Below are 25,480 nucleotides of genomic sequence, written 5' to 3'. Positions count from 1 at the left end.
AGAACGCCGCCGCGCACACGGCGACGCTGGTCCAGGAGCGATCACCGGCCCGGTCGGACGAGGAAGGCCAGCATGGGGGAACGACCGAAGTTCACCGCGTCGGTATCCATCGGCGGCAACGCGCACGGACCGGTGGCCGCGGGCCGCGACATCACCATCGGGTCGACCAGCTCCCACCAGGAGTCGCCGGCCGGCGACCTGTCCGCCGTGCATCGGATCATCGTGACCGCCGACGTCCAGGGGTCCGGCCGCCACGACAACACCGGGCAGCGTCACCTGCGGCGCGTGCTGGCGGAAGCCATGTCGGCGGGAGCTTCCGCACTCGGCCGCGAGGTCGACATGTTCGACCGGGGCGACGGCATGCTCCTGGTGCTGCCCGAGCCGGTCACCATGGTCGACACGCTCGACACCTTCGTCGAGGCCGTCGTGCACATGGTGCGTGAGCACAACCGGATCTCCGGCACGGACTATCGGATCGACCTACGGATCGCGGTGCACGCGGGCTTTGTCGACCGGATCGGCGCGCAGTGGTCGGGTGCGCCGTTGGTGCACGCGGCCCGGCTGACCGACGCGGCGCCCGCCAAACACGCTCTCGCGGCGTCGGCCGCGTGCGCTGCGCTGGTTCTCTCCGATGTCGCCATGCAGGTGGTCGACCAGGGTTACAGCCGCGTCGGACCAGCCGATTACCGGCAAATCCCGTTGAGCGTCAAGGAAACCACGGGCAGGGGTTGGCTTCGTCTGTTGTAGCGGCCATGTCTTGGTCACAGAGATCGGGGGGCACGTGAACGAGACCGGGAACTTCGACATCCACATCCAGGGACACGCCTACTCCAGCGTTGTCGCCGGGCACCACAACCTCGTCATCGACGCCCGCCACGGGTCGGTGACGCTGGAAGCCGCGCAAGAACGGCCCCAGCCGGTACGGCGGGAGTCCGTGTCGGTGCTGCCCAGGCAGTCCCGTGCCCCGATCGGCCGAGACACCGAGATCGCGGCCCTGGCCGCCGACATCGCCGCGGGCGGGCTGGTCCAGTTGTGCGGGCGTGGAGGCGTCGGCAAGAGCACCCTGCTGCGTCATCTCGCTCGTACCGTTCCGGGCGGGCCCGACGGGACGGTGTTCGTCAGCCGTGCGCACCACGAAGCCGGCGACCTCGCCCAGGAGATCTTCGAAGCCTGTTACGAGACTTGGGGATACGCGCCGTCGACCGCCGACCTGCGCGGATTCATGACCGGCGTGCGGGTCACCGTGTATCTCGACGACGCCGATCTGGAGGCTGATCAACTCCGCCGGCTCGCGGACCTGATCCCGGACGCGACCTTCGTCCTGGCCAGCCGGGAGGCGACCCTGCTCGGGGACTCGGCGGTGCACGACCTGCGCGGGCTCGGCCAGGACGCGGCGGCCCTGCTGATGTCCGAGGCGCTCGGCCGTTCGCTGACGGACACCGACCAGGCCGCCGTGGCCGCGCTGTGGCAGGCGTCGGACGGAAACCCGCTTCTTCTCGTGAGGGCCGCCGGGCTGGCCCGATCCGCGAGTCCGGGGCCTGGCGGTGCGGAGATCCCGCAACCCGGTGCCGTGCCCCACCTGATCCCGTCGCTGCTCACTGGCCTCGACAACCGGACCAAGACGGTGCTGGCCCTGCTCGCGGTACTGGGAGACGCCGAACTCGCCCCCGACCACATCCGTGACCTGACCGGAGAATCCGGCACCGACGAAGCCTGCGTGCGGCTCACCGGCCTGGGCCTGGCGGTGCAGGGCGAGGACGGCTACCACTGCGCCCCCGGTGTCATCCCGGCGATGCGCGACCACGGCACCTCCGTGGTCCGCATCGACTGGCTGTGCCAGTACTTCACGTCGTGGGCGTCGGACCCGGCAACCGACCCCGCGCGCGTCGCCCGGCACAGTCGTGTGTTCGAACGGCTGGCGGGACTGGCCACCACGACAGGTCAACCGGATCTCGCGGTCGCACTGGGCCGGGCCGTCTCCCCCGCGCTGTCCCGCTCGCTGCGGTTCGACTCGTGGGGCCGGATCCTCGGCCGTGGCTGGACAGCCGCTCGCCGATCCGGCGACCGGGAAGCCGAGGCCTACTTCGCCCGCGAGGAGTCCTTCCGGGCCAAGGTGATCGGAAGGCGCGTCATCGCCGCCGCCCTGGCCGCCTACGCCATCGCGCTCGCGAAATCCGCGGCGCACACGGGCAGCACGGCGCTACCGCCGGACTCCTCCGAGGCGCTCGGGGAACCTGGCCTCGGCACCGCACCGGAGCCGCCGGGAGATCCCGGTCAGATCGACGACCACATGAGCGCGCTCGACGACATCCCCGGCCTGAGCACCAACGACTTCCCGGAGCCGTCCTACCTGGACGTCTCCTTCCAGCCCGACGCGATCAGTCAGGCACCAGTCCCCGACTCCGGCCCCCACGACGTGGACGTGAGTGCGATCGACCCGAGCGCAGGCACCTCAGGCCTGTCTGGCACGTCATCGGCCGCGCAGGCCACGGCCTCCACCGCCAGTGGAACAGCCGCCACGGTCGGGGCCACCGCCGCCGCCGGCACGGCAGCCGCCGGGGCCGGCCTGCTGCCGCTCCTCCTGCTTGTCGTGATCGCGGCGATCGTCACGGTCGTGGTGAACCAGAAGGACGAGACCGGCATCGTCGGCACGTGGAACGCCGACGACGGCAATACTTACGTGGTGCGGAAGTCCGGGACGGGCTCCTACTCGACACCCAGTGAATGCGGTGCCGACGTCCGGTTGACCGGCACCGACACCTACGCGTCCGGCACCTTCCCGATCCGCGAGGAGGGGTACTCGTGTGGCGCCGTCATCGGCCAGGGCAGGCTCAGCCTCAAGGCGTCCGCCGACGGCAAGACCCTCACCTGGACGCCGACCACCCTGTCCTCGCCGGAGGGCTCCAAGTGCACCGCCGGTTGCCGCACGCTTCACATGCGCAGGGCGAGCTAGGGGCACCGCGACCTTTCACACCCCTGCGCTGATCTCGTCGTAGGTCGGGAACTTCGTGGCGATGTCGCTGCCGGTGAAGTTGCCGATCCAGCCGTCGTCGTCGTGGAAGAAGCGGATCGACACGTAGTCCGGCGTGGTGCCCATGTCGAACCAGTGCGTGGTGTTCGCCGGCACGCTCAGCAGGTCGCCGGCGGTGCAGAACACCGCGTACACCCTGTCACCGATGTGCAGGTAGAAAACGCCTGAACCACGGGCGAAGTAGCGGTCCTCGTCGTCGTCGTGGGTGTGCTCGGCGAGGAACTTGTCGCGGAACTCGACGGCCTTCGCGCGGTACTCGTCGGTGTCCGCCGGGGTCATCTCCATCGCGTCGACATAGGTGTAGCCCTCCGTCTCGCTGACGCGGGCGACGTCGGATTCGTAGACCTGCAAGGCGTTCTCGGCGGTGACACCGTCCACAACGGACCACCGGTGGAACCGCACGCCGTGCTCCTTGAGCTCGGTGGCGATCTCCTCGGGGTCGGTCGTGCGGACGAGGACCTCGTCGGGGCCGGAGTCCGGCCACACCGTCAGCAGCGTCATGAGTGCCTCCCCGTAAAGATGTCTCGCGTCTCCACCTTGAAGCGCAGCAACCACTCCAGGCATTCCAGGCGGTGCCGGGCCTGCACGAGGTCGTCGCCCCACACGTACACGCCGTGCCGTGCGACGAGCAGCGCCGGCACCTTCGGGTCGAAGCCCTTCTCGAAGGCGTCGCCCAGTTCGAGCATGTCCTGCGAGTTCCGGACGACCGGGATCACGACCTCCTCGTGGTCGTGGCGGCCGAAACCCTTGAGCATCTCCAGGTCCTTGAGCACCACGCCGTCCGGCCAGTGCTCGGCCGCGACGACCGTTGCCAGCGCGTGGACGTGCACGACCGCTCCCGCGCCGGCCACGCGCGCGATCCTGGCGTGCAGACCGGCTTCGGCGGACGGAATCTTGTCGCTGTCCACGGCGTTGCCGTCGGCGTCGACGACCACGCTGTCCTCAGCGGTGATCTCGCCCTTGTCGACGCCGCTGACCGTGACCGCGAGGCGCAGCGGATCCCGTTGCAGGACAACGGAGAGGTTGCCGCTCGTGCCGCGCATCCAGCCCATCTGCGCGAACCGGACGCACTCGCGGGCGAGCTCTGCCGTCACGAGAGTTCCCAGACCGTCGGGTGGGGCGTGAAGTCGGCGTTGCCGTACGGCTCACCGGCGCGCGCGACGCCGACGGTCTTCCAGCCCGCTTCCTGCGCGGCGTGCAGCTCGGCCGGGACATCGCTGTAGAAGGTGATGTCGTCGGACCGCAGCGTCTCCGCGATCTTGTGGTACGACGCGGCTTCGCGCTTCGGGCCGGCGTTGACCGTGTCGAAGTGGTGCTCCAGCAACGGGGTCAGGTCGCCGTCGGTGGTGTGCTGGAAGAACGCGATCTGGCCCGCGACCGAGCCGCTCGAGAAGATCGCGAGCTTCACGCCGTCGTCGTGCCACTTGCGGATCGCGGGGACGACGTCCGGGAAGAACTCCGCGACGAGATCGCCCTGCGCGTAGCCCTGCTGCCAGATGAGGCCCTGCAACGTCTTGAGGGGCGTGACCTTCTGGTCGACGTCCATCCAGTCGTGCAGCGCCTTGACAACGTCGTCGTGGCCGCTCAGTTCCTTGATCTGCCGCACGGCGTCGGCGACGACCGGGTCGTCACCGTGCTGCTCGATCCACGGGCCGAGCCGGGGGCGGGCGTAGTCGTACAGGACGACCAGCACCTGGTCCGTCGCGCTCAGCGTGCCCTCGATGTCGAGCACGACCCACTTGCTCACCGCTGTTCTCCCTCGTAGTACTTGTCCAGCTCCCCGGCGCCGTAGACACCCCGGTCCGTCACCACGTCCGTCACGAATCGCGGCGGCGTCACGTCGAACGCCGGGTACAGCCCCTTCACCCTCGGCGTGGCGCTCGGTCTGCCCAGCACCTGCAGCACTTCGGCGCCGTCGCGGTACTCGATCTCCACGTGCTCCGTGGTCGGCGCCTGCAGATCGGGTGCCTGCACCTGGGCGTGGAACGGTACGCCGAACGCGTGCGCGGCCACGGCCAACCCCAGTGTGCCGACCTTGTTGACGACGTGCCCGTCCATGGTGACCCGATCGGCCGCCGTGACCAATGCGTCGATCTCGCCGCTTTGCAGGACGGCGGCGCCCATGCCGTCCGTGATGAGCGTCGTGTCGACGCCCATCTCGATCAACGTCTCCGCGGTGAGCCGGGCTCCCTGCAGGTAGGGCCTGGTCTCGGTGCAGAAGAAGCGCAGTGTCTTGCCCTGCTTCTGGGCCGCCAGGACCGTTTCCGTCAGGTAGAGGTCGGCCCAGCAGTGGGTCAGGACCGTGGCGTTGTCCGGCAGCAGGTTCGCCGTGTGCTCGCCGAGCGCCTGGCTCTTGGCGCGGTACCGGCGGTCGCCCTCTTCGGCTCCCGCGAGTGCCTTGCTGATGTCCTGGGCCTCGTCGACCGCGTCCAGGACGATCTTGGTCGCCTTGCGCAGGGCGTTGTTGGTGCGCCGGGTGTTCTCGAGCAGGCTCGCGGTACGGGCGAGCTCTTCGCGGGCGCGCTCGAACGGTTGGTGCTCAAGGGTTCGCGCTTTGAGCACCATGCCGTAGAGGACCGCGAAGTACGGGCCGGAGGACTGGGTGACCATGTCCTCGACGGCCTGCGCGACGTCCTCGGCCGTCCGGCACAGCACCCAGTCGCGTTCGAACGGGAACTGGCGGCGATCGAGGATCAACACGCCCTCGTCGGTGAGCCGCACCGAGTCGGCGAGCACCGGCTGCATCAGCTGTACCCGGTGTAGGCGGGGCGCGCGCCGGTCAGGAAGTGCTCGCCGACCTCGCGGGCCTTGTAGACGACCGGGTCGTGCAGCGTGAGCGTGCGGGCGTTGCGCCAGAAGCGGTCCACGCCGTACTTGGCGGCCGTTCCGCGCGCGCCGACCTGCTCGAAGATGCGGCTGGTGACCTCGTTGACGAGCTTGGTGCTGACGACCTTGGCCGCGGAGATGGTGACGGCGACCTCGCCGCGCCTGGCCGGGGTGAGGTGCCTGCCGAGTTCACTCGCTTCGTGGAGCTGCCGCGCCGCTTCGTCGGTGAGCAACCCGGCTGCCCTGGTCTGCGCGACCATCTCGCCGTACGCGGCGACGATGTACGGGTCCTCGATGGCCTGCTCGACACCGCTGACGAACCACGGGCGGGTCTTCGTGCGGGTGTAGTCGGCTGCCTCGTGCAGCGCGCCTTCCGCGAGGGCGACGTAGAGCTGGGCCAGCACGAGCTGGAAACCGATCGCGGCGAGGCTGAGCCGCGGGTCCTCGTTCGCCGGCTGGACGCCGAGGATCTCGGTCACCTCGACGTTCTCGAACTGCACGCCACCGGACGCGGTGAGGCGCTGCCCGATGTTGTCCCAGTCGTCCAGGTAGGTGATTCCCGTCGCTTTGCCGTCGAGCAGGAAGGTGAGCTTCTCGCCGTTGTCGGTACGAGTGGCGCTGACCACGATCCGGTCGGCCTGGGAGGCGCCGGTGGCGAAGGTCTTGCGTCCGTTGAGGACGAACCCGGTGTCGGTCGGCGACAGTTCGAGGGCCGCGTCGAGCGGGTTGCTGACGCCGGCCCAGAACTGGTCGGGGGCCTGGCGGAACGGGACGTCGAAGAGCCCGCTGCGCCAGATCTGCAGGTAGTGGTACCCGAGGAGGTGCCCGACGTTGGCGTCGGCGGCCCCGACGATCCGCGTGACCTTCTGCTGCACGTCCCAGTCGCTGACGTTCAGCAGGCCGCTCTGACGGAGCAGTTCCACCTCTTTGGCGGGTGGCTGGTTGGCCCGGTCCCGGTCCGCCGCGTCGGACCTGAGCGTCGCCGCCACTTCGTGCGCGACGTCCAGCCAGTTCGTCATCCCTGCTCCTCTCGGTGGTACCCGGTCCAACTTACTTCTTCACACCACCGGGCTAACCACGATGTGAGAGAGGTCGTCCACTGGCAGACTGCCCGCGCACCCCCGCGCGACGGGGGCTGAAACTTAGGGAGCAATTCGTATGGCGCAGGGCACCGTGAAGTGGTTCAACGGCGAGAAGGGCTTCGGATTCATCGCGCAGGACGGCGGCGGTCCGGACGTGTTCGTCCACTACTCGCAGATCGAGGGCAACGGCTTCAAGTCGCTGGAAGAGCAGCAGCGCGTGGAGTTCGAGATCGGCCAGGGTCAGAAGGGACCACAGGCGCAGGCTGTCCGCGCCCTCTGATTTTCTCTCGTCGAACGGCCCGCTCGGTCTTACCGGGTGGGCCGTTTCCGCGCCCGGACGGACCTGGTGGCGACCACGGGCGTCTGCAAGTACTACCAACTCTTGATCGAATCGCCTCCAACTACACCCAACTCGCCCGGTCTCCATGCTGGGCGCGTGGCAAGCACGAGGCAGTTGGTAGTAGCAAAGCGCTCGATGATCTTGGGTTGGTAGTACTTGCAGACGCCATCAGCAGCGGGCGCGATGAGAAAACCAGCGGCCGGGAAGCAAGACCGCGCCAGGAAACGAAGCGGGCGCCGCAGTCCGTGGACCGCGGCGCCCGCACTCGACGCCGCGGGAACGGACGTCTGAAGCGAGTGGCAACCGAGGGAGTCGAACCCTGCGCGGCTTGTGAAGGCGGCGCTCAGAACCGGCCCGAGCCCTTCGGCTGGGCGACGGCTGCCGTGGAGTTGTCCTGCACTTCAAGAGGCTCTTCGAGCACTGGAGATACCCACTGTGTTAAACGTCCAAACGGTCGAGGCCGTTTCATGTTTCACTCGGGTGGGTGACTCTGGTCACCGTGCGATACCTCCCTGCTGTCGCAGCCCTGCTGCTACTTCCCCTGGTGCCCACCGCCGCGCACGCGGCTCCGTCGGGCACGTACTACATCACCAGCGTCCGGACCGGCCTCAACGTCGCGCAGAGCGGCGGTGGACTCGCCCTGAACCGCCCGAAGGGCAACGAAGACCACCAGCAATGGCGACTGAGCGACGGGAGGTTCGAGAACACCGACTCGCCGGGTCAGTGCATCACCCGTCAGCTCACCATGGGTTCGTGTGCACAGGGGGATACGGTTCACGAGCCGCGTCAGTTCGGTGATCAATGGGAATTCTTCAGCCTCAACGGCGAGTCCCGCTGGTACCTGACGCCCGTGCAGGCCCGGACCGAGCCGATGCCGGCTGATCCGAGGCTCGACCAGATGACGTTCCTGACGGCCCACAACGCGTACGCGAACGGGGTCGACGGCGGGTTCGCGCCGCCGTTCGTCAACCTCGCCAAGAACCAGACGCGCGGCATCGTTCAGCAGCTGAACGACGGCGTGCGGGGCTTCATGCTGGACATCCACCAGACCCCGGACGGCGCGATCCTCTGCCACAACAGCTGCACGCTGGTGAGCAAGCCGGTGGCGCTCAACGTCGACATCCAGCGGATCGTGGACTTCCTGCGCGCCAACCGCAGCGAGATCATCACGGTCTTCCTGGAGGACTACGTGTCGGCGGACGTCCTGCGCGCCGAACTCCGCAGGGTGCAGGGGCTGAGCGATGTCCTGTACCGGGCTGACGGCGTGCCGCAGAACGGGTGGCCCACGCGCAGCCAGATGCAGGCCGCGAACAAGCGGTTGATCATCTTCACCGATCACGGCAAGGACGGGCGCGAGGACAGCGGCGTGCTCTACCAGCGGGACTGGACCGTCGAGAACTACTGGTCGATGGGCTCGGGCCTGGGCACCTCGGACTGGTCCTGCTACAGCCGATGGGATGAAAAACCACTCACGGCGACGGGCGCGTTCCAGCCGTTGTTCGTCATGAACCACTTCCGCGATGTTCCGTTCACGAGCACCGCCACCACGGACAACGGCAAGCTCGGGAACCGGGCCCAGCAGTTCTGCCAGCCGGCGGCCAGGAAGAAGCCGAACTTCCTGGCGGTCGACCTCTACCACCTGGGCAACGCGGCTCAGGCGGTGCAGCAGCTCAACGCATACGTATATGGGCCGTAGCCCAAATCGTGGGAGTTGTACGCTCCGCGCATGGCCTCGATCCTGTTCACGCGCGGAGCGCCCTCTCTCGACATCATCGACCAGGAAGGCCTGCGCGAAGCGGCGCAGAAAGCCTTCACGGACGACCCCGGCGGCACCTTCGCGTACGGCACGAGCGTGGGCTACGTGCCGTTGCGCGCATGGCTCGCGGAGCAGCACGGAGTCGAGCCGGAGCAGGTGCTCGTCACCAACGGCTCGATGCAGGCCGACGCGTTCCTGTTCGAGCTGCTCGTCGGCAAGGGCGACGACGTCGTGGTCGAGGCTCCGACCTACGACCGCACGCTGCTGAACCTGCGCCAGCGCGGCGCCAAGGTGCACGCCATCGAGCTGGAGACCGACGGCATCAACGTCGACGCGCTCGAGAAGCTGCTGGAGAGCGGTGTGCGGCCGAAGCTCGCGCACATCATCCCCAACTTCCACAACCCGGCCGGCTACACGCTGTCCGAGGCGAAGCGCGCGCGGCTGCTGGAGCTCTCGGCGAAGTACGACTTCGTGCTGTTCGAGGACGACCCGTACGTCAAGGTGCGGTTCGAGGGCGAACCGCTGCCGACGATGCTGTCGCAGGACAAGAACGACAAGGTCGTCTACGCGTCGTCGTTCTCGAAGACCATGGCGCCCGGCATCCGCTGCGGTTACCTGGTGGGCCCGAAGGCGACCATCAAGGCCATCCAGGACATCGCCACCACCACGTACATCTCGCCGAACATGGTGGCGCAGTCGATCGTGAACTCGTACTGCCGTTCCGGCCGTCTCGAGGAGTCGGTCGCGAACGTCCGCACCGCGCTGCGCGCCCGCAAGGACGCCCTGGTCGCCGCGCTCCAGCGTGAGCTGCCGGAAGCCGTCTTCACCGCGCCGCAGGGCGGCTACTTCATGTGGGTCGAGCTGCCGGGCGTGTCGATCGAGAAGCTGTTCGGGGTCGCCAAGGAGCACGGCGTCGAGTTCGTGAAGGGCTCGGACTTCCTGCTGGAGGGCGGCGACAACGCCATGCGCCTCGCGTTCTCGGGCGTCACGCCGGAGCAGATCGACGAGGGCATCACCCGCCTCGCCGCGGCCGTTCGCTCGCTTTCCTGATCCAGGCCTCCAGGGGTTCCGGCAGCGGACGTCGCTGCCGGAACACCTGCTGCCTCGGAACCACGGCGCGTTGGAACGGTCATGAAGCTGGCCAACCTCATCACCGACCCGAACACCCTCGACAGCCTCAGCCACGACGAGGCGGAGTGGGCGCCTGCGGGCACGCCGTTCGCCGCGTTCCGCCCGGAGTCCACTGAGGACGTTCAGCAGGCCGTGAAAGCCTGCGCGGAGCACAACATCCCGATCGTGCCGAGGGGCGCGGGCACCGGACTGTCCGGCGGCGCCAACGCGGTCGACGGTTGTCTCGTCCTCGACCTCAGCAGGATGAACCGCATCATCGAGATCGACCAGGACAACCTCCTCGCCGTCGTGCAGCCGGGCGTGGTGAACGACGACCTGAAGAAAGCCGTCGCGGCACAAGGACTCTGGTATCCGCCGGACCCGGCCAGCTCGCCGTGGTCGACGATCGGCGGCAACGTCGCCACCAACGCGGGCGGCCTGTGCTGCCTCAAGTACGGCGTGACGCGCGACTACGTGCTCGGCCTGGAGGCCGTGATGGGCGGCCCCGTCGAGTACGGCACCGCGGTCAGGCTCGGCCGGCGCACCAACAAGGGCGTCGCCGGCTACGACCTGACCAGCCTGCTCGTCGGCTCCGAGGGCACGCTCGGCGTCGTCACCGAGATCACCCTGCGGCTGCGCCCCGCTCCACGCCCGGCCGGCACCGTCGTCGGCGCCTTCGCCACCCTCGTCGACGCGGGCGAGGCCGTCGCGCTGTGCACCCGCCGAGGTCTTCAGCCGGCTGCGCTGGAGCTGATCGATCGGGCCTGCCTGCAGGCCGTCGAAGACTGGAAGCACCTCGGCATCGAGCCGGACACCGAAGCGATGCTGCTGGCCCGCGCCGAGACCGGCGAAGACGCAGACGGGCTCACCGCGGCGTTCACCGACGCGGGCGCCGTCTGGACCGAGCGTTCCACCGACTCGACCGAGGCCGAAGCCCTGTTCGCCGCTCGCCGCCTCACCTACCCTGCGCTCGAACGGCTCGGCCCGCTGCTCACCGAGGACGTCTGCGTGCCGCGGTCGAAGGTGCCGGTGATGCTCGCCCGCATCGAGGCGATCGGCGCCAGGCACGGCGTCCGGATCGCCACGATCGCCCACGCCGGCGACGGCAACCTGCACCCGTTGCTGATCACCCCGCCCGGCGACGACAACGCGCGGATCGCCGCGCAGGCAGCGTTCGAGGACATCATCGACCAGGCGTTGGCGCTGGGCGGCACCGTCACCGGCGAACACGGCGTGGGCCTGCTCAAACGCGACGGCATGATCCGCGAACTCGGCCCCGACGTGTGCGCCGTGCAGCAGGCCGTCAAGAACACGCTCGACCCGCTGAACCTCTTCAACCCGGGCAAGGCCTGAGAGTCCGACCGCGGTCAGGCGATGTGCGCGGCCGTGACCGGCGCTTCCACCGTCCACCCGATCTTCTCGTAAAGCGCGAGGCCGTCCTCGGTCGCGACCAGCACGGCGCGCACCGCACCACGATCCGCGGCGACGCGCGACAGCTCAGCCATGACGACCTTGCCGAGACCGCGCCTCCGGTGCGCTGGGTCGGTCTCCACCATGTCGATGACGGCCGCACGGCCGTGCACCGCGACCCGTCCCTTCGCCGCACACTCGCCGTCGGCGGCGCGGACGACGACATCGTGCACGTCACCGGTGCTGTACAGGTCCACGGTGTAGGGGTCCGGAGCGGCGACGGGCGGCTGGTCCTCCAACTGGGTGCTCATCAGGTACTCGGGCGCGCGAATCGTCCAGCCGGCGCCCAGCCCGGACCGCACCCGCGCGGGCGAGCCGCACACCTTCAGCCAGGTGCCGGGTTCGGTGAGTCCGGCGGCGCGCGGGCGAACCGAACCAGGATTCCGCAGGACGTAGCGCACCTGGTGGCCGGGCAGCCCGACGTCGATGCGGTAGCCGTCGGGCTCCGTGACGGGATCGGGGGTGCCGCGGGACAACGCCCAGCCCCACACCCAGTCTTCGACGGCCTGCCCCCAGGAATCGATCACCCGCCGATCCTGTCACCTCGCCCACACCGGTTGGCGCGCAGTGCGCCCGCGAGTTACCGTGTACACAAATGATTAGTACACCAAGTATTCCGGAGAACCCGCTCGAGCTGGAACGGCAGGTCTGCTTCGCCCTCGCCGTGGCCTCCCGGACGGTGATCGCGGTGTACCGCCCGATCCTCGAGCCGCTCAACCTCACCCACCCGCAGTACCTGGTGATGCTGGCCCTCTGGGAACGGTCCCCGCGCACCGTCAAGGACCTGAGCAACGCGCTGCAGCTCGACCCCGGCACGCTCAGCCCGCTGCTCAAGCGGCTGGAGGCCATCGGGTACGTCACGCGGCAGCGGGACAAAACCGACGAGCGCGCGCTGGCCCTCACGCTGACCGCGGAAGGCCAGGAGCTCCGCAAAGAAGCACTCAAGATCCCCTTCAAGGTCGTGGAGCAGCTGGACATGTCGTTCGAGGAGCTCGCGCAGCTGAACGAGGTGCTGCACAAGGTGATCGCCAAGGCGACGAGATGAACCCCGCGCTGAAGGTCTGGTACTACGCGGGCGGACGGCTGCCGCAGAAGTACCGCGAGTTCGTCTTCGAGGACGTGACCGGTCCGAAGTGGTTGGTGCGCTTCACGATCCGGAGCCTGGTGCAGGTCACGCCGCTGGTCACGGTCATCGCTCTCGCGCTCGTGTACGGACTTGGCTCGGCGTGGCCACTGGCAATCGCGTGCGGAGCGCTCGGTTTCGTTGTAGGACTGTACTTCGCGTTGTCCTACGCACCTGAAAGTGTGGATTACCGGCTCACGAAGTACGGGTACCCACGAGGGTCGGCGACCGAGGGGCGCCGAGAACGAAACGCCGCGCAGGACCGCGAACGACAAGCGAAGTACGACGCGGTCTGGCGGCAATCCGAAGGGTAGGACCGGAATGGCCTTGTTGAGCGATCAGTTCGAGTTCACGAGGCCGCAGGTGCTCACGCTGACAGCGGGGTTGTTGCAGCTCGCGTTCGGATGGTTCGACGTGTTCGGGCTGGACCCGAACTACCACGTGATCCAGGTCGGGGTCGGGGCGCTGGGCGTCGCGATGGCGTGGCGGCACGACCTCGCGCGGATGTACGGGATTCTGTTGCTGCTGTCGTTCGGAACGCTGGCTTTTTCGCTCAACGACGTGACCACCGAAAGCTTTCTCGAGGTGCGGACGGCGTTGATCGGGCTCGTGATCACGCTGGCCAGGCCGGCAAAGCGCGCTCCGAACTGACGTCGCGGCCCACCGAGCGCAGGGCCGTCAGGGTCGCGTAGCCGTCGGCCAGCAAGGCCGCGTCGGTGCCCGGTACGAGCGATTCCTCCGAGTACACGTGGACGAGTTCGACCTCGCCGTCGTCCAGTTCGTCCACGCGGCTCTGCACCGTGCCGAACCTCGCCAGCTCGGCCCAGCGAAGTCCTTGCACGTCAACGATGTTGGGCACGTTCAGCGAGACGACCGAGGCCGCGGGCATCTCCAGCAACACCGGCAGCACCGCGCGCACGGCCTCGCCCGCCTTGTCCCACAACGGTTCGGGCCCGTCCAATCCGACGTCGAGCGACACCGCCATCGCCGTGACGTCGTTGAGGTGGGCGGTCAGCGCGGCGCCGACCGTGCCCGAGTGCAGGATCGCCCGGCCGACGTTCGCGCCCAGGTTCACGCCGGACAGGACGAGGTCCGGTTTGCCGCCGAACCCGCCACGGCACGCGATCAGCGAGATCAGGCCTGGGTGTGCGGCCACCGCGTAGGCCTCGACGTCCACACCCGGCAGCGTGCGGCGCGAGCTGGCCACGCGGCCGGTGTCGCTGACGGCCACGACCGACGCCGAGGTGCCGCTGGCCTGCGCCGACGGCGCCGCGACGACCACGTCGAGCCCGCAGTCCAGCGCCGCGGTGGCCAGGGTCGCGAGGCCGGGAGAGTCGATTCCGTCGTCGTTGGTGATCAGCGCGCGCATCCGCTCATTCCTCGATCGGCTCCAGTTCCACGCGTTTGCCCAGCTCGCGCACCGCTTCTCCCCCTCCGCTGCCGAGGCCGTGCCGCGTCACGTTGACCGCACCGGCGGCCGCGCCGAGCTTCACCGCGTCCTCCAACGACATACCCAGCGCGAGTCCCGCCGAAATCCCCGCGGTCATGGAGTCGCCGGCGCCGCGCGTGTCGACGGGTTGCAACTGAGGCATTCGCACGAAGTACAACTGGTCGTTGAGCAGCGCCAACGCCGGTTCGTCAGCGCGAGAGACGACGACACCGTGCACGCCTGAAGAAGCGATGTCACGGGCCTTGTGCACGAGCTTGGGCACGTCTTCCTCGCCCAGTTCCTCGTGCGAGACCTTCACGACGTGCGGGCCGCCGCGCACCGCTTCGGCGAGCCGGTCGCCGGACAGGTCGACGATCACGCGGCAGTCGTTGCTGGTCAGGTCGGCGGTCAGGCGGTAGTACGTCTCGTGGGGCAGCACCCGGTCGTCGGACGGACCGCTCAACACGGCCGTGCCCGCGCGTATGCCTTCGATCAGCGTTGCCTCGTACAGGTCGTCGAGCTCGTGCCGGGACAACGCGTCCGGCGGCATCTCCACCATCTCGGAACGGTGGCCGTCACGGCGATCGTGCACGTACGCACTGTTGCGCGCGGCGACGTCATGCGCGCGCACGTCGACATGTTCGCCTTCCAGCAACGTGCGCAGCACACGGCCTGTTTCGCCACCGAACGTCGCACACACCACGGCTTCGACGCCCAGCGCGGCGATCATTCTCGACTGCCAGAAGCCCTGGCCGCCCGCGTGCAGGTGCACGTCGGGCTCGCCGTCGAGGTCCTCGACGGTGACGGTGAGCTGAGGAGAAGGTGCAAATACGGCAACTCGGGCATCCACGACATCCTGGTACCCGGTGCGGGCGAACGATATTCGCCCGCACCGAATCACGCCCCGGCCTCAGCAGACTCCGCCGTCGCGCCAGACGCCCCACTGGCCGGTGGTGCCGGGCTCCTCGCCCTGCGTCCACCACTGCGCGGTCCACTTGTGGCCGTTGTGCGAGACCACGTTGCCGCCGGTGTAGACCTTCGCGCGCTCCCACGCCGGCTGCGAGCACGGGCCGGGCGGCGGGCCGCCGGTGTCCCACGGGACCTGGGTCGACCTGTAGAAGTTGATGCCCATGGTCGTCCAGCGCGGGCCCTGGTTGCCCAGACGCACCTTGAACTGGTCCCAGTTGTGCGTCGACCACGGCGACCAGGCGAGCTCCGCGATCGCCCCGAGCCGCGGGAACGCCATGAACTCGATGTCGCGCCCGGTCACGATCGTCTCGGTCCACAGTGGAGCTTCGACGCCGCGGACCGCGGACTCCGGGACACCGCTCAGGTGCGTGCCGGGGTTCCACTCGTAGGCGGTCTGGACCTCGATGTAGCCCGCCCACGACAGGCCGAGCGGCGTGCTGGAGTTGTACTTCATGTCCAGGTACGCCTTGTTCGCGGGCGACATGATGACCTTGTTGCCGCGCGCCGCCGCTGCCTGCACCGTCGCGTTGGACGTCGTGGTGCCCCAGTACTGCGGGATGGCGGTGGTGTCGGTCGTGGTCTTCACGAACTCGTGCCAGCCGAGCACGGTCTTGCCGTATTTCCGCACGATCGGCAGGGCGCGGTTCATGAACGTCTGGTAGTCGGCGTCGGAGGTCGCGTGCGCCTCGTCGCCGCCGATGTGGAAGTACGGGCCGGGCGTGAGCGCCGCGATCTCGCGCACCACGTCATCGATGAACTGGTAGGTGATGTCCTTGTTCACGCACAGCGAGGAGTAGCCGACCTCTATGTCCGTGCGCAGCGGCGGGGCCTGGTTGGTGCAGTTGAGCTCGGCGTACGAGGCCTGCGCGGCGTTGGTGTGGCCGGGCATGTCGATCTCGGGGATCACCGTGATCCCGCGCGCCGCCGCGTACTGCACGATCTCGCTGTACTGCGCCTTGGTGTAGTAACCGCCGGGGCCGCCGCCGACCTGCGTGCTGCCGCCGTAGGTCGCGAGCCGCGGCCAGCTGTCGATCACGATCCGCCAGCCCTGGTCGTCGCTCAGGTGCAGGTGGAAGTAGTTGATCTTGTAGAGCGCCAGCTGGTCGAGATAGCGCTTGACCGTGGCGACCGGGTGGAAGTGGCGGGCCACGTCGAGCATCGCGCCACGGTGGGAGAACCGCGGGTGGTCGATGATCAGCGCACCCGGCACGCTCCACGGACCGGGTTGCGTGGTCGGGCTCTCCACGGCGGCGGGCAGCAGCTGCCGGAGCGTCTGCGCGCCGGCGAACAAGCCCTCCGAAGTGTTGGCGCGCACCACGATGGCGTTCGCCGCGACGTCGAGCTGGTAACCCTGCTGGCCGACCTGGCCAGGTGCCCCCGACAGCAGCAGCGAGATGCCGTCAGCGGGTGTGCCGACCGCGTCGGACACCGGCAGGGCGTACCCGGTCGACGGCCGCAGCACGCCCGCCAGGAAGGTGCCGACGTCCCGTGCGGCCGGGGCGGTGTAGATCTTGGTGGCGGCCGTCAGGTTGTGCGTGACGCCTGCCCTGGCCTGGACCGAGACAGGTATCGGGACGAGACTCCGCAACGGTTCCGCGGCCTGCGACTGCGCGCTCACGGAGAGCGCCGCGGTCACGGTGACGACCACGGCGAGAACCCGAGTTCTCACGACTCCTCCTCATGAGTCGAGGGGCGGCGACCCGAGGACCAGCGTGACCATCCTTCCCATCGGCCGTCAATGGTCTGAGCCAATTCGAACGTGGCTCTCCGTGCGGCGCGGCGCAGTGTCCGCAGCAGCACGGGTCCCGTCAGCACCACCAGAACCGCGGTGGTGACGGCTCGCCCGACGTCCCAGCCGAGCGAGGTGGCGAGCGTGAAAGCCGCCAGCCGCACCAGGTTCGTGCCCGCGGACGCGTCCGGGTCGAAGCTCACCGAGGTGCCCTCGCCGACCGCGAACGGCCAGAACGACAGGTTCAGCAGGAACCCGAACAGCAGTGAACTGATCACGCCGTACCCCGCCAGCAGCGCGATCTCCGCCCGGCCGCGCCACTGCGGGAGCAGGCCGGCACCGAGAGCGACCCAGGCCGCGCCGAGCATCTGGTACGGCAGCCACGGGCCGACGCCGCCGGTCAGCAGGGCCGAGGCGAACAACGTGGTGTTGCCCAGCACGAAACCGAAGCCGGGGCCGAACACCCGGCCGCCCAGCACCATCAGGAAGAAGACCGTCTCGATGCCCGCCGTGCCCGCGCCGAGCGGCCGGATCGCGGCGCCGAGCGCGGACAGCACCCCGAGCATGGCGATCGCCTTGGAGTCCATGCCCTTGTCGCTCAACTCGGCGAGGACGACCGCCAGCACCAACGGCAGCAGCAGCGCGAACGTCCACGGCGCGTCACCGCCGTGCGCGATGTCGCTGGACGGCGCGACGAACAGCGGCCAGGTGAACGCGGCCAGGCCGATCACCCCGGACACCACCAGGGCGATCGCCGACCGGCGTGGAATCGCGATCACAGCGCTGCCTCGACGTCGGCGACCGTCAGCCACGGCCCGAGGATCTTGCTGACCTGCGGGGCGAAGATCGGTGACGAGGTGACCACCTCGCGCGCCGGGCCGTCCGCGACCACCTCGCCCTCGGCCATCACGATCACCCGCGTCGCGTACTCGGCGACGAACTCGACGTCGTGCGTGGCCAGCACGATCGCACTGCCCGACTTCTTGAGCACCTCGGCGAGCGCTGCCTTCGCCGGGTGGTCGAGGCCGCGCGTCGGTTCGTCGAGCAGCAGCACGCCCGGGGCCCCGGTCAGCATCACGGCCAGCACGAGCGCGAGCCGTTGGCCCTCCGACAGGTCGCGCGGGTGCGCGTCCTGCGGCACGGAAGCCAGGCCGTCCAGCAACCTCCGGCAGGTACCGGCCGGTCGACCGGTCTCGGTGTCGGCCAGCGCGCACTCCTGCGCGACCGACTCCAGGTAGAGCAGGTCGGACGGCTGCTGAGGCACCAACGCGACGGTTGTGCGGCGTACGGCGGGCTTCGACGTCTTCGGGTCGGTGCCACCGACGGACACGGTGCCGGACGCGCGCTTGCCACTGCCCTGCACCGCCCACAGCAGCGACGACTTGCCGGAACCGTTGCGGCCCATGAGCGCGACGCGTTCCCCGGCACCGACGGCCAGCGAAACCCCTTGCACGGCCCGGACATCGCCGTACTTCACGACGACGTCCCGCGCTTCGAGCACGGTCGCGGTCGGTTCGCGGGTCTCGGTCGTGGGTTGCGGGAGTCGTGCGCGCAGGGGTGCCGCGACCCGCCGCGCGTCTCGCACGCTCACCGGTACGGGCGACCACCCGGCGACCCGCGCGAGTCTGACCACGGGTGGCGCGACCGGTGCGGCGGCCAGGATCTCACCGACGTCGCCGATCTCGCCCTGCGGCAGCAGGAGGGCCCGGTCCGCGTACTGGGCGACGCGTTCCAGGCGGTGCTCGGCGATCACGACCGTCATGCCGAGGTCGTGCACAAGCCGTTGCACGGCGGCCAGAACGTCTTCGGCGGCGCCGGGGTCGAGCGCGGAGGTCGGTTCGTCCAGGACGAGGATCCTCGGGTGGGCGGTGAGTGCCGCGCCGATCGCGACCCGTTGCTGCTGGCCGCCGCTCAGAGTCGCGAGTGGACGGTCTCGTAACGAGGCAAGGCCCAGCAGGTCAAGGGTTTCCTCGACGCGCTTGCGCATGACGTCGCCGGGCAGGCCGAGCGACTCCATCGAGTAGGCGAGCTCGTCCTCGACGTTGTCCGCGACGAAGCCCGCCATCGGGTCCTGGCCGACGAACCCGACCACGTCCGCCAGTTCGCGCGGCGGGTGCTTCGCGGTGTCACGGCCGTCCACCAGCACCCGTCCGGCCAGCGTGCCCCCGCTGAAGTGCGGGACCAGGCCGTTGATCGCGCGCAGGAACGTCGACTTGCCGGAGCCGGTGCGGCCGACGACCAGGCACAGCTCGCCCTCGGGGATCTCCACCGAGATGCCCGACAGCACCGGCTGCTCGGCGTAGGTGATCGTGACGTTCTCGAACTCGATCATGCTTCCCTCGCGATCACCATCGGTGCCAACGCCACCAACACGGCCAACGCCGGCAGCAGCGGCAGTTCCGGCGCGGTCAGCGGCACCGTCGACGGCGACAACGCCGGATCCGCCGAGAACACCAGCACCACAGCCGCCACGGCCCCGCTCAACGCCACCCCGACAGCCCTGGCGGTCCACCGGTCCGGCCGATAACGCGTGCGCGGCACCCGGCGCGCGCCGACCTTCAGGCCCGCGATCGCCAGCACACCGCCGAGCGCCAGCAGCGGCCAGCCGGAGTACGCGTCGGCGAGCAGGCCGTACATGCCGATGCAGAACCCGAAGAGCCCGGCCAGCACCAACGTTCCCGTCAACGCCCGGTCCCGCCGCGAGATACCGGCCGTGCGGCCATAGCCGCGGGAGTCCATGGAGGCGGCCAGCACCAACGACCGTTCGAGGGCGTCTTCCAGCACCGGCACCAACATCGTGCGGACCGCCCGCACACCACGTGCCGTGTCACCTCTGAGCTGACGCGCCTTCCGCACCGACCGCGCGGACGCGACCAGCTGCGGTGCCACGGTCAGCGCCACCACGACGGCCACGCTCACCTCGTACAACGCGGCGGGCAGCGAGCGGAGCAGGCGTTTGGGGTTCGCGAGGGCGTTGGCGGCACCTACGCAGCTGAGGATCGTCGCGAGCAGCAAACCCTGGTACAGCGCGAAAACCAGCCCCTCGGTGGAGACCGGGCCGCCGATTCTGATGCCCTGGGCCCAGTCCGGGAGCGGGACCTGAGGCAGCGTGAACAGGATCGTCGGGCCCGCGATGCCGCCGAGGAAGACGTGCAGCAGAACGCGCAGGCCGATGATCAGCAGGCCGAACTTGAGGAACACGCCGTAGGTTCCCGCCCACGGCGTGTTCGCCCGGCAGGTCACCACGACCACGCCCGCCACGGCCAGGATCAGGCCCAGCACCAGGGGGTTCGTCGTGCGGCTGGCGGCGGTGGCCAGGCCCAGCGCCCAAAGCCACCACGCACCGGAGTGCAGCCTCACGCGTCTTCCGCGCCGCGGCGACGTCGTGCGATCAGCAGGCCGGCCACCACGAGCGCCGCGATCAACAGGGCGCCGATCCCCGTCCATAGCCACCCGGACCCCGACTTCTCCGCAACCTGCTGCGACTTCTCTTCGACCGCCACCGACGACACAGTGGTCGAAGGCGTCGAGGAGGAAGTCGTTGCCGAAGACGACGTCGGAACCGCCGAGGAGGTGGGCGGCGCGGTAGTCGTTGTCACGGCTGGTGGTTGTTGTGCCGGCGGTTGTCGGGCCGGAGGTTGCTGCACCGGTGGCGGTTGCGGTGCGGGAGGCACGGGTGCCGGAGCCGCGGGCGGTGCGATGCCGGGCTGTTCCCCGGCGCCGAACGCCCAGCCCTCGACGGTTCCGCGAGCCGGCACGTACGTCGCCGCGCCCTGGTTGCTGTACGACCAGGAACCGCCCGGCGAGCCGTGCCAGTACGACCAGTACGCCGAAGCGGGCGAGGTGGTGACGCACCTGTCCGCGTCCGCGCCCGGCTTTCCGTTGATGCGGCACACGAAACCCTGCTGGCGCGACGCGTACGTGTAGCCGAACCCGGCCGCCGTCAGCGCCGCCACCCCGGACGTCGGACTGCCCGGCGCGCAACCTTGTTGCACGCCTCCCCCGAGGGCGCGGAAGTCCACGACGACGGTCACGCCGTCGCAGCCCGCCGCGTGCGCCGGCACCGGCACCGGCAGAAACGCGACCACCAGTGCCAGCGCGACGAAGAGCCTTTTCACGGAGTGGCGTTCGGAGCGGTGCCCGCGCCGAACGACCAGCCCTCGACGGTGCCCGGCGCCGGGTCGTAGCTGCCCGCGCCCGAGGTGCTGTAGGTGCAGGTGCCGCCGGGCGTGGCGTGCCAGTACGACCAGTACGCGCTGGTCGTGGGCATGGTGCACGGGTTCGGCAGCTTCTTGATCGTGCACACGAAACCGGGTTGGCGCGGCACGGTGGTGTACGGGAAGTTCGGCTTCAGCGCTTCGAGACCGTTGGCCGGATCGGCTGTGGTGCAAGCGGTTTCGACGCCGCCCCCGAACGCGGTGAAGTCCACGACGACCTTCACGTACGCGCAGTCAGCAGCCGACGCGGGAACGACGACGAACGAGCTCGCGGCGAGGGCGAGAACAACGAGGATCCGGCGCATCACGCACCAACCTTCCGACGACGGAAAACCACGAGCAGCACGGCACCGGCGACGACCGCGAACGAACCGAACAGCGTCAGCGGCACGGCCTGGTCCGGGCCGGTGGCGGCGAGCGGCGGATCCACCGGCGGCTCGGCGGGGCCGGCCGGGGCGGGCGCCGAGGTGACCGGCGCGGAGGTGACCGGTGCGGAGCAGACGATCGCGGGCACGCCGGCAGCAGCGGACGCCGCGGACACCTCGGCGAGGCTCACCCGAGCCAGCCCGAGCATGCCCTGCACGGTCGCGCGCAGGGTGGTTCCGGCGTCGAAACCCTTGCTGTCGAACGCGATCGCGCCGCGCTGGGCCCCAGGTGCGGCGCAACCGAGCTGCAACGTCTTCAGGAAGGCGACGGCCTTGTCCGCGGCGGCCGTCCGACCACCGGCGACCAGGGCACCGACGGCGAGGCCGGTGGTGTTGGCGTTCGTCGGCGGCACCATCGCCTGGAACCCGCCGTCGGCCTGCTGCTGCGCCACGAGCCAGTCGAGGGCCTTCGCCGACGCGGTCTTCTCCCCCGCGGCCAGCAGTGCCTGCAACACCATCGCCGTACCGTCCACATCGGACTTGCAGGCCGCCTCGCCGAACACGATCGGGAACCCGCCGTCCGGGCACTGCGCGGCGGCCTGGAACGTGACGGGCTGCGCGACGTCCTGCCCCGCGCGCTTCAGCACGATGATCGCCAGCGCCTGCGTGAACGCGTTGGTCTGGTCGAACGACGGATCGGTCCTGTCGCGGAACCGCCCGGTCGGCTCTTCCAGCGCCACCAGCCGTTTCACCAGATCCACGCCGCCGAACTCCGCCGGGTCGTCCCCGAGCGTCTGCGCGACCAGCGCGAGCTTCGTGAGGCCGCCGACGTACGACTCGGCCTCGCCGTCGCCGATGAACGTCTCCAGCTGCGGTGACGCGGCCAGCCACGCGGCGGCCTTCACCGCGGTCGACTTGCCGACGCCCGCGGCCGCCAACGCGTAGACGCCGTCGGCGGTGAGGCCGGGATCACCGGAGGAGGGGTCGTTCGGGAAGCGGAGCAGTCGATCACCCCCGCTGAACTGGCCGGCCAGCCAGGTTCCCGACGAGAGCTCGGCCGCCTGCGCCTGCGGTGCCGCCACGAGCGCGGCCGCGACGACCGCGACCAACGCGGATTTCCTGATCACTACGCCTCCCTGCCCCGCTGTTCCTCGACGGGGTTGGTGGAGCTACCGCGCGCCACGGGCAGTCGGACTTTCACCGTTGCGGGTCAGTGCCGGAGTTGCACCGGCTTCCCCCGCGGCGTGCGGATGCTGTTGTCGACTCCCGATCGTGCGGGAGGGATCAATTCGAGTCAAATGGCTGTGAGCTGGGCCATCGACTGCCACACTCGCCGGAGTGGGGGACTTCCGAGAACTGATCATGAACACCGCGGCGCGGATCGAGGCGCTGATCCCCGCGGCTCCGGCGGCGGAACTGGGCAGGCGCACCGAACGCGGGAGGCGGGACGCCTTCCCGAGCGGGTCACTCGTGCAGCAGGCGTTGCGCGACGTTGCGGGCCTGTCGGCGGAACGGCTGCTCGGCGCGCTGGAACTGGCCGTGGCCCGGCTGGACCTGACCGCGCCGCAGGAGCTCGTCGCGGAACTGAAGCCGTTGCCCGACGGCAGCGCGTTCTCGTACCTGACCTCGACCGGTCAGAGCGCGATGGCCACTCCGATGATCCTGGTGGAGGGCGTGCACCCCGGCGCGACCGGCCTGATCGTCCGGCACGTGCGGGCACTGCTCCCGGACCTCACCGACTTCACCGGCGACGAGGCGGCCATCGTCACCAAGCGCGGTGCCGCACATCTCGCGGTCGCCGTGGCCGTGTCCAGGGCGGTGCTGAACGCGCTCGGCACGCCCGCCGCGTCCGACCCGGTGGCGGCCGTCGGGATCGCGATCGGTGCCACCGCGGAGATCCTCCCGGACGTCGCCATGCCGCCCGCGTACGAACAAGCGTTGCTGGACAAGCGACGCGCGGAGTACCGCAGTGCGTCGTGGTACACGAACGCCGTGGTGTTCGACCACGAGTTCGTGCTCGTCGAGGAACTGGGCCTCACCAAAGCCGACTTCACCGCGACGGGTCTGGTGAGCGCGATCGACACCGGGTTCGCGGTCCGCACCGGCATCGCGGAGGGCCAGGTCCCCGTGTCGGTGAGCGTGCTGATGCAGGCGCCACCGCTGCCGAACGCCGAGATGTGGGACGAGATCGCGGAGATCAGCTACCGCGCGGTGCAGGGCGACGCGAAGCTCGGCCACGGCGCCACCGCACCGTGGCCGGGCGAGTTCCGGGTCCGCGTGTGTGCGACCGGCCGCGACGAGGGCGACGAGCGGTACGAACTCCTCATCTGGCCGGAGCCGCATCGGGATCCGGTGCTGCGCAAGGCGACCGACCGGGTCGGCCACCTGCTGCGCGGAGAACCCGCGCCGCCACCGCTCTCCCGTCCCGAGCGTCCGTACTGGTGGCTCGAGGACGAGCTCGAGGTGGCGGCGACCGTCACGATCATCACGAACATCGACGTCGACGACGTGGTGGACGAGTTCGAGGAGGACTCGATCGCCGTGGAGATCGGCAGCGACGTGATCGTCATCGAGGTCAACAATTATCAGGGCTCCCGGCCTGAGGTGCTGGAACGCTTGTCCCGCAACGGAAAGGCCGCCAGCCACTTCTGGACCGCGGACGCACTGACGTGCCTGTCGTTCGCCCGCGACGGTCAGGTGGTCGACGCCCGCGAGGTGCTGAACCCGGAGTGGACCAACGTCGATCCGGAGGTGGGAAAGGCGGTGGAGGGCCTGAACTTCGCTGACTGGCGGCACCGCAACGCCAAGGGGATCACGGCGGCGGTGAGGTTCACCGGTGCCGTGATCCCCGAGGACGACGTCCGCGCGGCGATCGAGGAGTTGTTCAGTAGCTGGGAAGACTGAGACTGTTCACGATCTCCGCGAAGTCGTCGCCGGGAGCACCGCCGCGTTCCTGGTTGCGCAGCGCCATGTCCTGGTTGGCCGTCACGTACGGCCGCAGGATCTCCTCGTAGCGCTGGAAGGCGGTGGCGGGGTTGCCGGGGTTGTCGCGCAGTTCGCCGGCGAGCACGTACGCGCCCACCAGCGCCATGCTGGTGCCCTGACCGGACAACGGCGAACCGCAGTAGCCCGCGTCACCGAGCAGCACGACGTTGCCGCGGGACCAGGAGTCCATCCGGATCTGGCTCATCGAGTCGAAGTGGAAGTCGGGCGCCTCCCACATGTGCTTCAGCGCGGTCGGCCACGCCCAGCCGGCGTCGGCGAACTTCTCGGCGATCAACGCGCGCTGTGCGTCGACGTCGCGGTAGTCGAAGTCCACCTCACCGTTGAAACCCATGTAGACGCGGCATTCCGCGTTCGCGCGGGCGCTCATGATGCCGCCACCGACGATTTCACCCTGCTGGAAGGTCTGCCAGTGGTCCAGGCCGAGGAAGTTCGGCGCGGTGAAGACGGCCAGGTTCATGCCCAGGTTGGTGATGAACCGCTGCTCCGGCCCGAAGGCGAGCCGGCGGACGTTGGAGTGCAGGCCGTCCGCGCCGACGATGATGTCGAAGTCGCGGGGCGCCGCCTTCTCGAACGTCACGCGGGTGCCGTCGATCGAGGTGATCGTGTCGTCGAACAGGTACTCCACGCCCTCGGCCGCGTCGAACAGCATGTTCGCGAGGTCGTCGCGCAGGAGCTCGACGTCGGGGCTCGCGAGGTCGCCGCCGCTGAGGGTGTGCGTCGTGGAGCTGAACAGCTCGTTGCCGTCCGCGTCGACCATGCTCATGCCGCGCATGTTCGTGTCGAACGACCGCAGCTGGTCGCCGAGGCCCATCCGCTCGACGACCTCCAACGCGGGACCGCGCACGTCGATGGCCTGGCCGCCGGGCCGCAGGCCGCGTGCCCGCTCGACCACGGTGACGCTGAAACCGTAGCGGCGCAGCCAGTACGCGAGTGCGGGACCGCCGATGCTGGCGCCGGAGATCAGGACGTTCGTCATGGTGTTGCCCCCTGTGAGTCGGTGTTGCTCACAAGGTGCCGACCAGCACTG

The 25,480-nt window shown here is 69.4% G+C and carries 26 protein-coding genes and 1 riboswitch; of the genes, 10 read left to right on the top strand and 16 right to left on the bottom strand.

Going from position 1 to position 25,480, the window contains the following annotated elements; translation table 11 throughout:
• Nucleotides 1-72: 72 nt before the first annotated feature.
• Both B0F77_RS02835 and B0F77_RS02830 read left to right on the top strand, forming a co-directional pair.
• Entirely contained in the window at nucleotides 73-747 is a 675-nt protein-coding gene (locus B0F77_RS02835) for a hypothetical protein (protein ID WP_086661166.1), read from the top strand.
• Nucleotides 748-781: 34 nt separating this feature from the next.
• Complete coding sequence (locus B0F77_RS02830) at nucleotides 782-2,953, top strand: ATP-binding protein (RefSeq protein WP_143466536.1); 2,172 nt, start codon at nucleotides 782-784, stop codon at nucleotides 2,951-2,953.
• A 15-nt stretch (nucleotides 2,954-2,968) separates the two neighbouring features.
• Here B0F77_RS02830 and B0F77_RS02825 read toward each other — a convergent pair whose 3' ends face one another.
• Genes B0F77_RS02825 through B0F77_RS02805 form a run of 5 tightly spaced genes read right to left on the bottom strand, consistent with a single transcriptional unit; the run spans nucleotide 2,969 to nucleotide 6,876 of the window.
• Entirely contained in the window at nucleotides 2,969-3,532 is a 564-nt protein-coding gene (locus B0F77_RS02825) for a 1,2-dihydroxy-3-keto-5-methylthiopentene dioxygenase (RefSeq protein WP_086661164.1), read from the bottom strand.
• Nucleotides 3,529-4,125 (bottom strand): methylthioribulose 1-phosphate dehydratase, encoded by a 597-nt coding sequence (gene mtnB, locus B0F77_RS02820; protein ID WP_281252465.1) that lies wholly within the window; start codon nucleotides 4,123-4,125, stop codon nucleotides 3,529-3,531. Before mtnB ends, B0F77_RS02825 begins: the two co-directional genes overlap by 4 nt.
• Nucleotides 4,122-4,778 carry an acireductone synthase gene (gene mtnC / locus B0F77_RS02815; protein ID WP_086661162.1) on the bottom strand — a complete coding sequence of 219 codons (657 nt, stop codon included), beginning with the start codon at nucleotides 4,776-4,778 and terminating at the stop codon, nucleotides 4,122-4,124. Before mtnC ends, mtnB begins: the two co-directional genes overlap by 4 nt.
• On the bottom strand, nucleotides 4,775-5,776 hold the full coding sequence (locus B0F77_RS02810) for a s-methyl-5-thioribose-1-phosphate isomerase (protein WP_086661161.1): 1,002 nt from the start codon (nucleotides 5,774-5,776) through the stop codon (nucleotides 4,775-4,777). The genes mtnC and B0F77_RS02810 overlap by 4 nt, the downstream gene beginning before the upstream one ends.
• Nucleotides 5,776-6,876 (bottom strand): acyl-CoA dehydrogenase family protein, encoded by a 1,101-nt coding sequence (locus B0F77_RS02805; RefSeq protein WP_086661160.1) that lies wholly within the window; start codon nucleotides 6,874-6,876, stop codon nucleotides 5,776-5,778. The genes B0F77_RS02810 and B0F77_RS02805 overlap by 1 nt, the downstream gene beginning before the upstream one ends.
• Before the next feature lie 139 nt (nucleotides 6,877-7,015).
• Here B0F77_RS02805 and B0F77_RS02800 point away from each other — a divergent pair, with 139 nt between their 5' ends.
• The 4 genes from B0F77_RS02800 to B0F77_RS02785 all read left to right on the top strand — a co-directional run bounded on the left by B0F77_RS02800 (nucleotide 7,016) and on the right by B0F77_RS02785 (nucleotide 11,498).
• The gene (locus B0F77_RS02800) at nucleotides 7,016-7,219 is read left to right on the top strand and encodes a cold-shock protein (RefSeq protein WP_086661159.1); all 204 of its coding nucleotides are present in this window, start codon (nucleotides 7,016-7,018) and stop codon (nucleotides 7,217-7,219) included.
• Between the two features lie 559 nt (nucleotides 7,220-7,778).
• Complete coding sequence (locus tag B0F77_RS02795; RefSeq protein WP_211293639.1) at nucleotides 7,779-8,975, top strand: PI-PLC domain-containing protein; 1,197 nt, start codon at nucleotides 7,779-7,781, stop codon at nucleotides 8,973-8,975.
• A gap of 30 nt (nucleotides 8,976-9,005) precedes the next feature.
• Nucleotides 9,006-10,085 (top strand): aminotransferase-like domain-containing protein, encoded by a 1,080-nt coding sequence (locus B0F77_RS02790; RefSeq protein ID WP_211293638.1) that lies wholly within the window; start codon nucleotides 9,006-9,008, stop codon nucleotides 10,083-10,085.
• Between the two features lie 81 nt (nucleotides 10,086-10,166).
• Nucleotides 10,167-11,498 carry an FAD-binding oxidoreductase gene (locus B0F77_RS02785; RefSeq protein ID WP_086661156.1) on the top strand — a complete coding sequence of 444 codons (1,332 nt, stop codon included), beginning with the start codon at nucleotides 10,167-10,169 and terminating at the stop codon, nucleotides 11,496-11,498.
• Nucleotides 11,499-11,512: 14 nt separating this feature from the next.
• Here B0F77_RS02785 and B0F77_RS02780 read toward each other — a convergent pair whose 3' ends face one another.
• Complete coding sequence (locus B0F77_RS02780; protein ID WP_245847786.1) at nucleotides 11,513-12,142, bottom strand: GNAT family N-acetyltransferase; 630 nt, start codon at nucleotides 12,140-12,142, stop codon at nucleotides 11,513-11,515.
• 68 nt (nucleotides 12,143-12,210) lie between these two features.
• Between B0F77_RS02780 and B0F77_RS02775 the strand changes: the two genes are divergently transcribed.
• The 3 genes from B0F77_RS02775 to B0F77_RS02765 are packed head-to-tail and all read left to right on the top strand — an operon-like array spanning nucleotide 12,211 to nucleotide 13,389.
• A complete protein-coding gene (locus B0F77_RS02775; protein WP_086661155.1) occupies nucleotides 12,211-12,660 on the top strand; it encodes a MarR family winged helix-turn-helix transcriptional regulator in 450 nt (149 codons plus the stop codon).
• A complete protein-coding gene (locus tag B0F77_RS02770) occupies nucleotides 12,657-13,052 on the top strand; it encodes a DUF5313 family protein (protein WP_086661154.1) in 396 nt (131 codons plus the stop codon). Before B0F77_RS02775 ends, B0F77_RS02770 begins: the two co-directional genes overlap by 4 nt.
• A 16-nt stretch (nucleotides 13,053-13,068) precedes the next feature.
• On the top strand, nucleotides 13,069-13,389 hold the full coding sequence (locus tag B0F77_RS02765; protein WP_143466535.1) for a hypothetical protein: 321 nt from the start codon (nucleotides 13,069-13,071) through the stop codon (nucleotides 13,387-13,389).
• Here the strand turns inward: B0F77_RS02765 and surE are convergent.
• Genes surE through B0F77_RS02720 form a run of 9 tightly spaced genes read right to left on the bottom strand, consistent with a single transcriptional unit; the run spans nucleotide 13,352 to nucleotide 22,574 of the window.
• Nucleotides 13,352-14,107, bottom strand: a complete 756-nt coding sequence (gene surE / locus B0F77_RS02760) for a 5'/3'-nucleotidase SurE (protein ID WP_086661152.1) — start codon at nucleotides 14,105-14,107, stop codon at nucleotides 13,352-13,354. The genes B0F77_RS02765 and surE overlap by 38 nt on opposite strands.
• A gap of 4 nt (nucleotides 14,108-14,111) precedes the next feature.
• Entirely contained in the window at nucleotides 14,112-15,017 is a 906-nt protein-coding gene (locus B0F77_RS02755) for a 1-phosphofructokinase family hexose kinase (protein ID WP_086661151.1), read from the bottom strand.
• A 60-nt stretch (nucleotides 15,018-15,077) separates the two neighbouring features.
• The gene (locus B0F77_RS02750) at nucleotides 15,078-16,805 is read right to left on the bottom strand and encodes a family 20 glycosylhydrolase (protein WP_086661150.1); all 1,728 of its coding nucleotides are present in this window, start codon (nucleotides 16,803-16,805) and stop codon (nucleotides 15,078-15,080) included.
• Entirely contained in the window at nucleotides 16,802-17,644 is an 843-nt protein-coding gene (locus B0F77_RS02745) for an ECF transporter S component (RefSeq protein WP_086661149.1), read from the bottom strand. The genes B0F77_RS02750 and B0F77_RS02745 overlap by 4 nt, the downstream gene beginning before the upstream one ends.
• Nucleotides 17,641-19,197, bottom strand: a complete 1,557-nt coding sequence (locus tag B0F77_RS02740; RefSeq protein ID WP_086661148.1) for an ABC transporter ATP-binding protein — start codon at nucleotides 19,195-19,197, stop codon at nucleotides 17,641-17,643. Before B0F77_RS02740 ends, B0F77_RS02745 begins: the two co-directional genes overlap by 4 nt.
• Entirely contained in the window at nucleotides 19,194-20,225 is a 1,032-nt protein-coding gene (locus B0F77_RS50475) for a CbiQ family ECF transporter T component (protein ID WP_281252464.1), read from the bottom strand. The genes B0F77_RS02740 and B0F77_RS50475 overlap by 4 nt, the downstream gene beginning before the upstream one ends.
• Nucleotides 20,222-20,983 (bottom strand): hypothetical protein, encoded by a 762-nt coding sequence (locus B0F77_RS02730; RefSeq protein WP_086661146.1) that lies wholly within the window; start codon nucleotides 20,981-20,983, stop codon nucleotides 20,222-20,224. Before B0F77_RS02730 ends, B0F77_RS50475 begins: the two co-directional genes overlap by 4 nt.
• On the bottom strand, nucleotides 20,980-21,387 hold the full coding sequence (locus B0F77_RS02725) for a hypothetical protein (RefSeq protein WP_086661268.1): 408 nt from the start codon (nucleotides 21,385-21,387) through the stop codon (nucleotides 20,980-20,982). Before B0F77_RS02725 ends, B0F77_RS02730 begins: the two co-directional genes overlap by 4 nt.
• Nucleotides 21,387-22,574: a prenyltransferase/squalene oxidase repeat-containing protein gene (locus B0F77_RS02720; protein WP_158102574.1), complete on the bottom strand. Its 1,188-nt coding sequence runs from the start codon at nucleotides 22,572-22,574 to the stop codon at nucleotides 21,387-21,389. Before B0F77_RS02720 ends, B0F77_RS02725 begins: the two co-directional genes overlap by 1 nt.
• A gap of 48 nt (nucleotides 22,575-22,622) precedes the next feature.
• A riboswitch (adenosylcobalamin-variant (AdoCbl-variant) riboswitch) is annotated at nucleotides 22,623-22,694 on the bottom strand.
• A gap of 91 nt (nucleotides 22,695-22,785) precedes the next feature.
• Between B0F77_RS02720 and B0F77_RS02715 the strand changes: the two genes are divergently transcribed.
• A complete protein-coding gene (locus B0F77_RS02715) occupies nucleotides 22,786-24,351 on the top strand; it encodes a DUF6461 domain-containing protein (RefSeq protein WP_086661145.1) in 1,566 nt (521 codons plus the stop codon).
• Here B0F77_RS02715 and B0F77_RS02710 read toward each other — a convergent pair.
• Nucleotides 24,332-25,429 (bottom strand): FAD-dependent monooxygenase, encoded by a 1,098-nt coding sequence (locus B0F77_RS02710; protein ID WP_086661144.1) that lies wholly within the window; start codon nucleotides 25,427-25,429, stop codon nucleotides 24,332-24,334. The genes B0F77_RS02715 and B0F77_RS02710 overlap by 20 nt on opposite strands.
• Nucleotides 25,430-25,480: the final 51 nt, after the last annotated feature.

Origin of the sequence: Lentzea kentuckyensis (assembly GCF_002150765.1) — a bacterium.
Classification (GTDB): Bacteria; Actinomycetota; Actinomycetes; order Mycobacteriales; family Pseudonocardiaceae; genus Lentzea; species Lentzea kentuckyensis.
Note: the sequence above shows the minus strand (reverse complement) of the source record. Positions and strands in the feature narration are given on the sequence as shown.

Coding starts and splice junctions, on each gene's coding strand:
- B0F77_RS02835 (WP_086661166.1), top strand. CDS start 73: ATGGGGGAACGACCGAAGTTCACCGCGTCGGTATCCATCGGCGGCAAC.
- B0F77_RS02775 (WP_086661155.1), top strand. CDS start 12,211: ATGATTAGTACACCAAGTATTCCGGAGAACCCGCTCGAGCTGGAACGG.
- B0F77_RS02710 (WP_086661144.1), bottom strand. CDS start 25,429: ATGACGAACGTCCTGATCTCCGGCGCCAGCATCGGCGGTCCCGCACTC.
- B0F77_RS02810 (WP_086661161.1), bottom strand. CDS start 5,776: ATGCAGCCGGTGCTCGCCGACTCGGTGCGGCTCACCGACGAGGGCGTG.
- B0F77_RS02740 (WP_086661148.1), bottom strand. CDS start 19,197: ATGATCGAGTTCGAGAACGTCACGATCACCTACGCCGAGCAGCCGGTG.
- B0F77_RS02800 (WP_086661159.1), top strand. CDS start 7,016: ATGGCGCAGGGCACCGTGAAGTGGTTCAACGGCGAGAAGGGCTTCGGA.
- surE (WP_086661152.1), bottom strand. CDS start 14,107: ATGCGCGCGCTGATCACCAACGACGACGGAATCGACTCTCCCGGCCTC.
- B0F77_RS02790 (WP_211293638.1), top strand. CDS start 9,006: ATGGCCTCGATCCTGTTCACGCGCGGAGCGCCCTCTCTCGACATCATC.
- B0F77_RS02785 (WP_086661156.1), top strand. CDS start 10,167: ATGAAGCTGGCCAACCTCATCACCGACCCGAACACCCTCGACAGCCTC.
- B0F77_RS02770 (WP_086661154.1), top strand. CDS start 12,657: ATGAACCCCGCGCTGAAGGTCTGGTACTACGCGGGCGGACGGCTGCCG.
- B0F77_RS02805 (WP_086661160.1), bottom strand. CDS start 6,876: ATGACGAACTGGCTGGACGTCGCGCACGAAGTGGCGGCGACGCTCAGG.
- B0F77_RS02825 (WP_086661164.1), bottom strand. CDS start 3,532: ATGACGCTGCTGACGGTGTGGCCGGACTCCGGCCCCGACGAGGTCCTC.
- B0F77_RS02725 (WP_086661268.1), bottom strand. CDS start 21,387: ATGCGCCGGATCCTCGTTGTTCTCGCCCTCGCCGCGAGCTCGTTCGTC.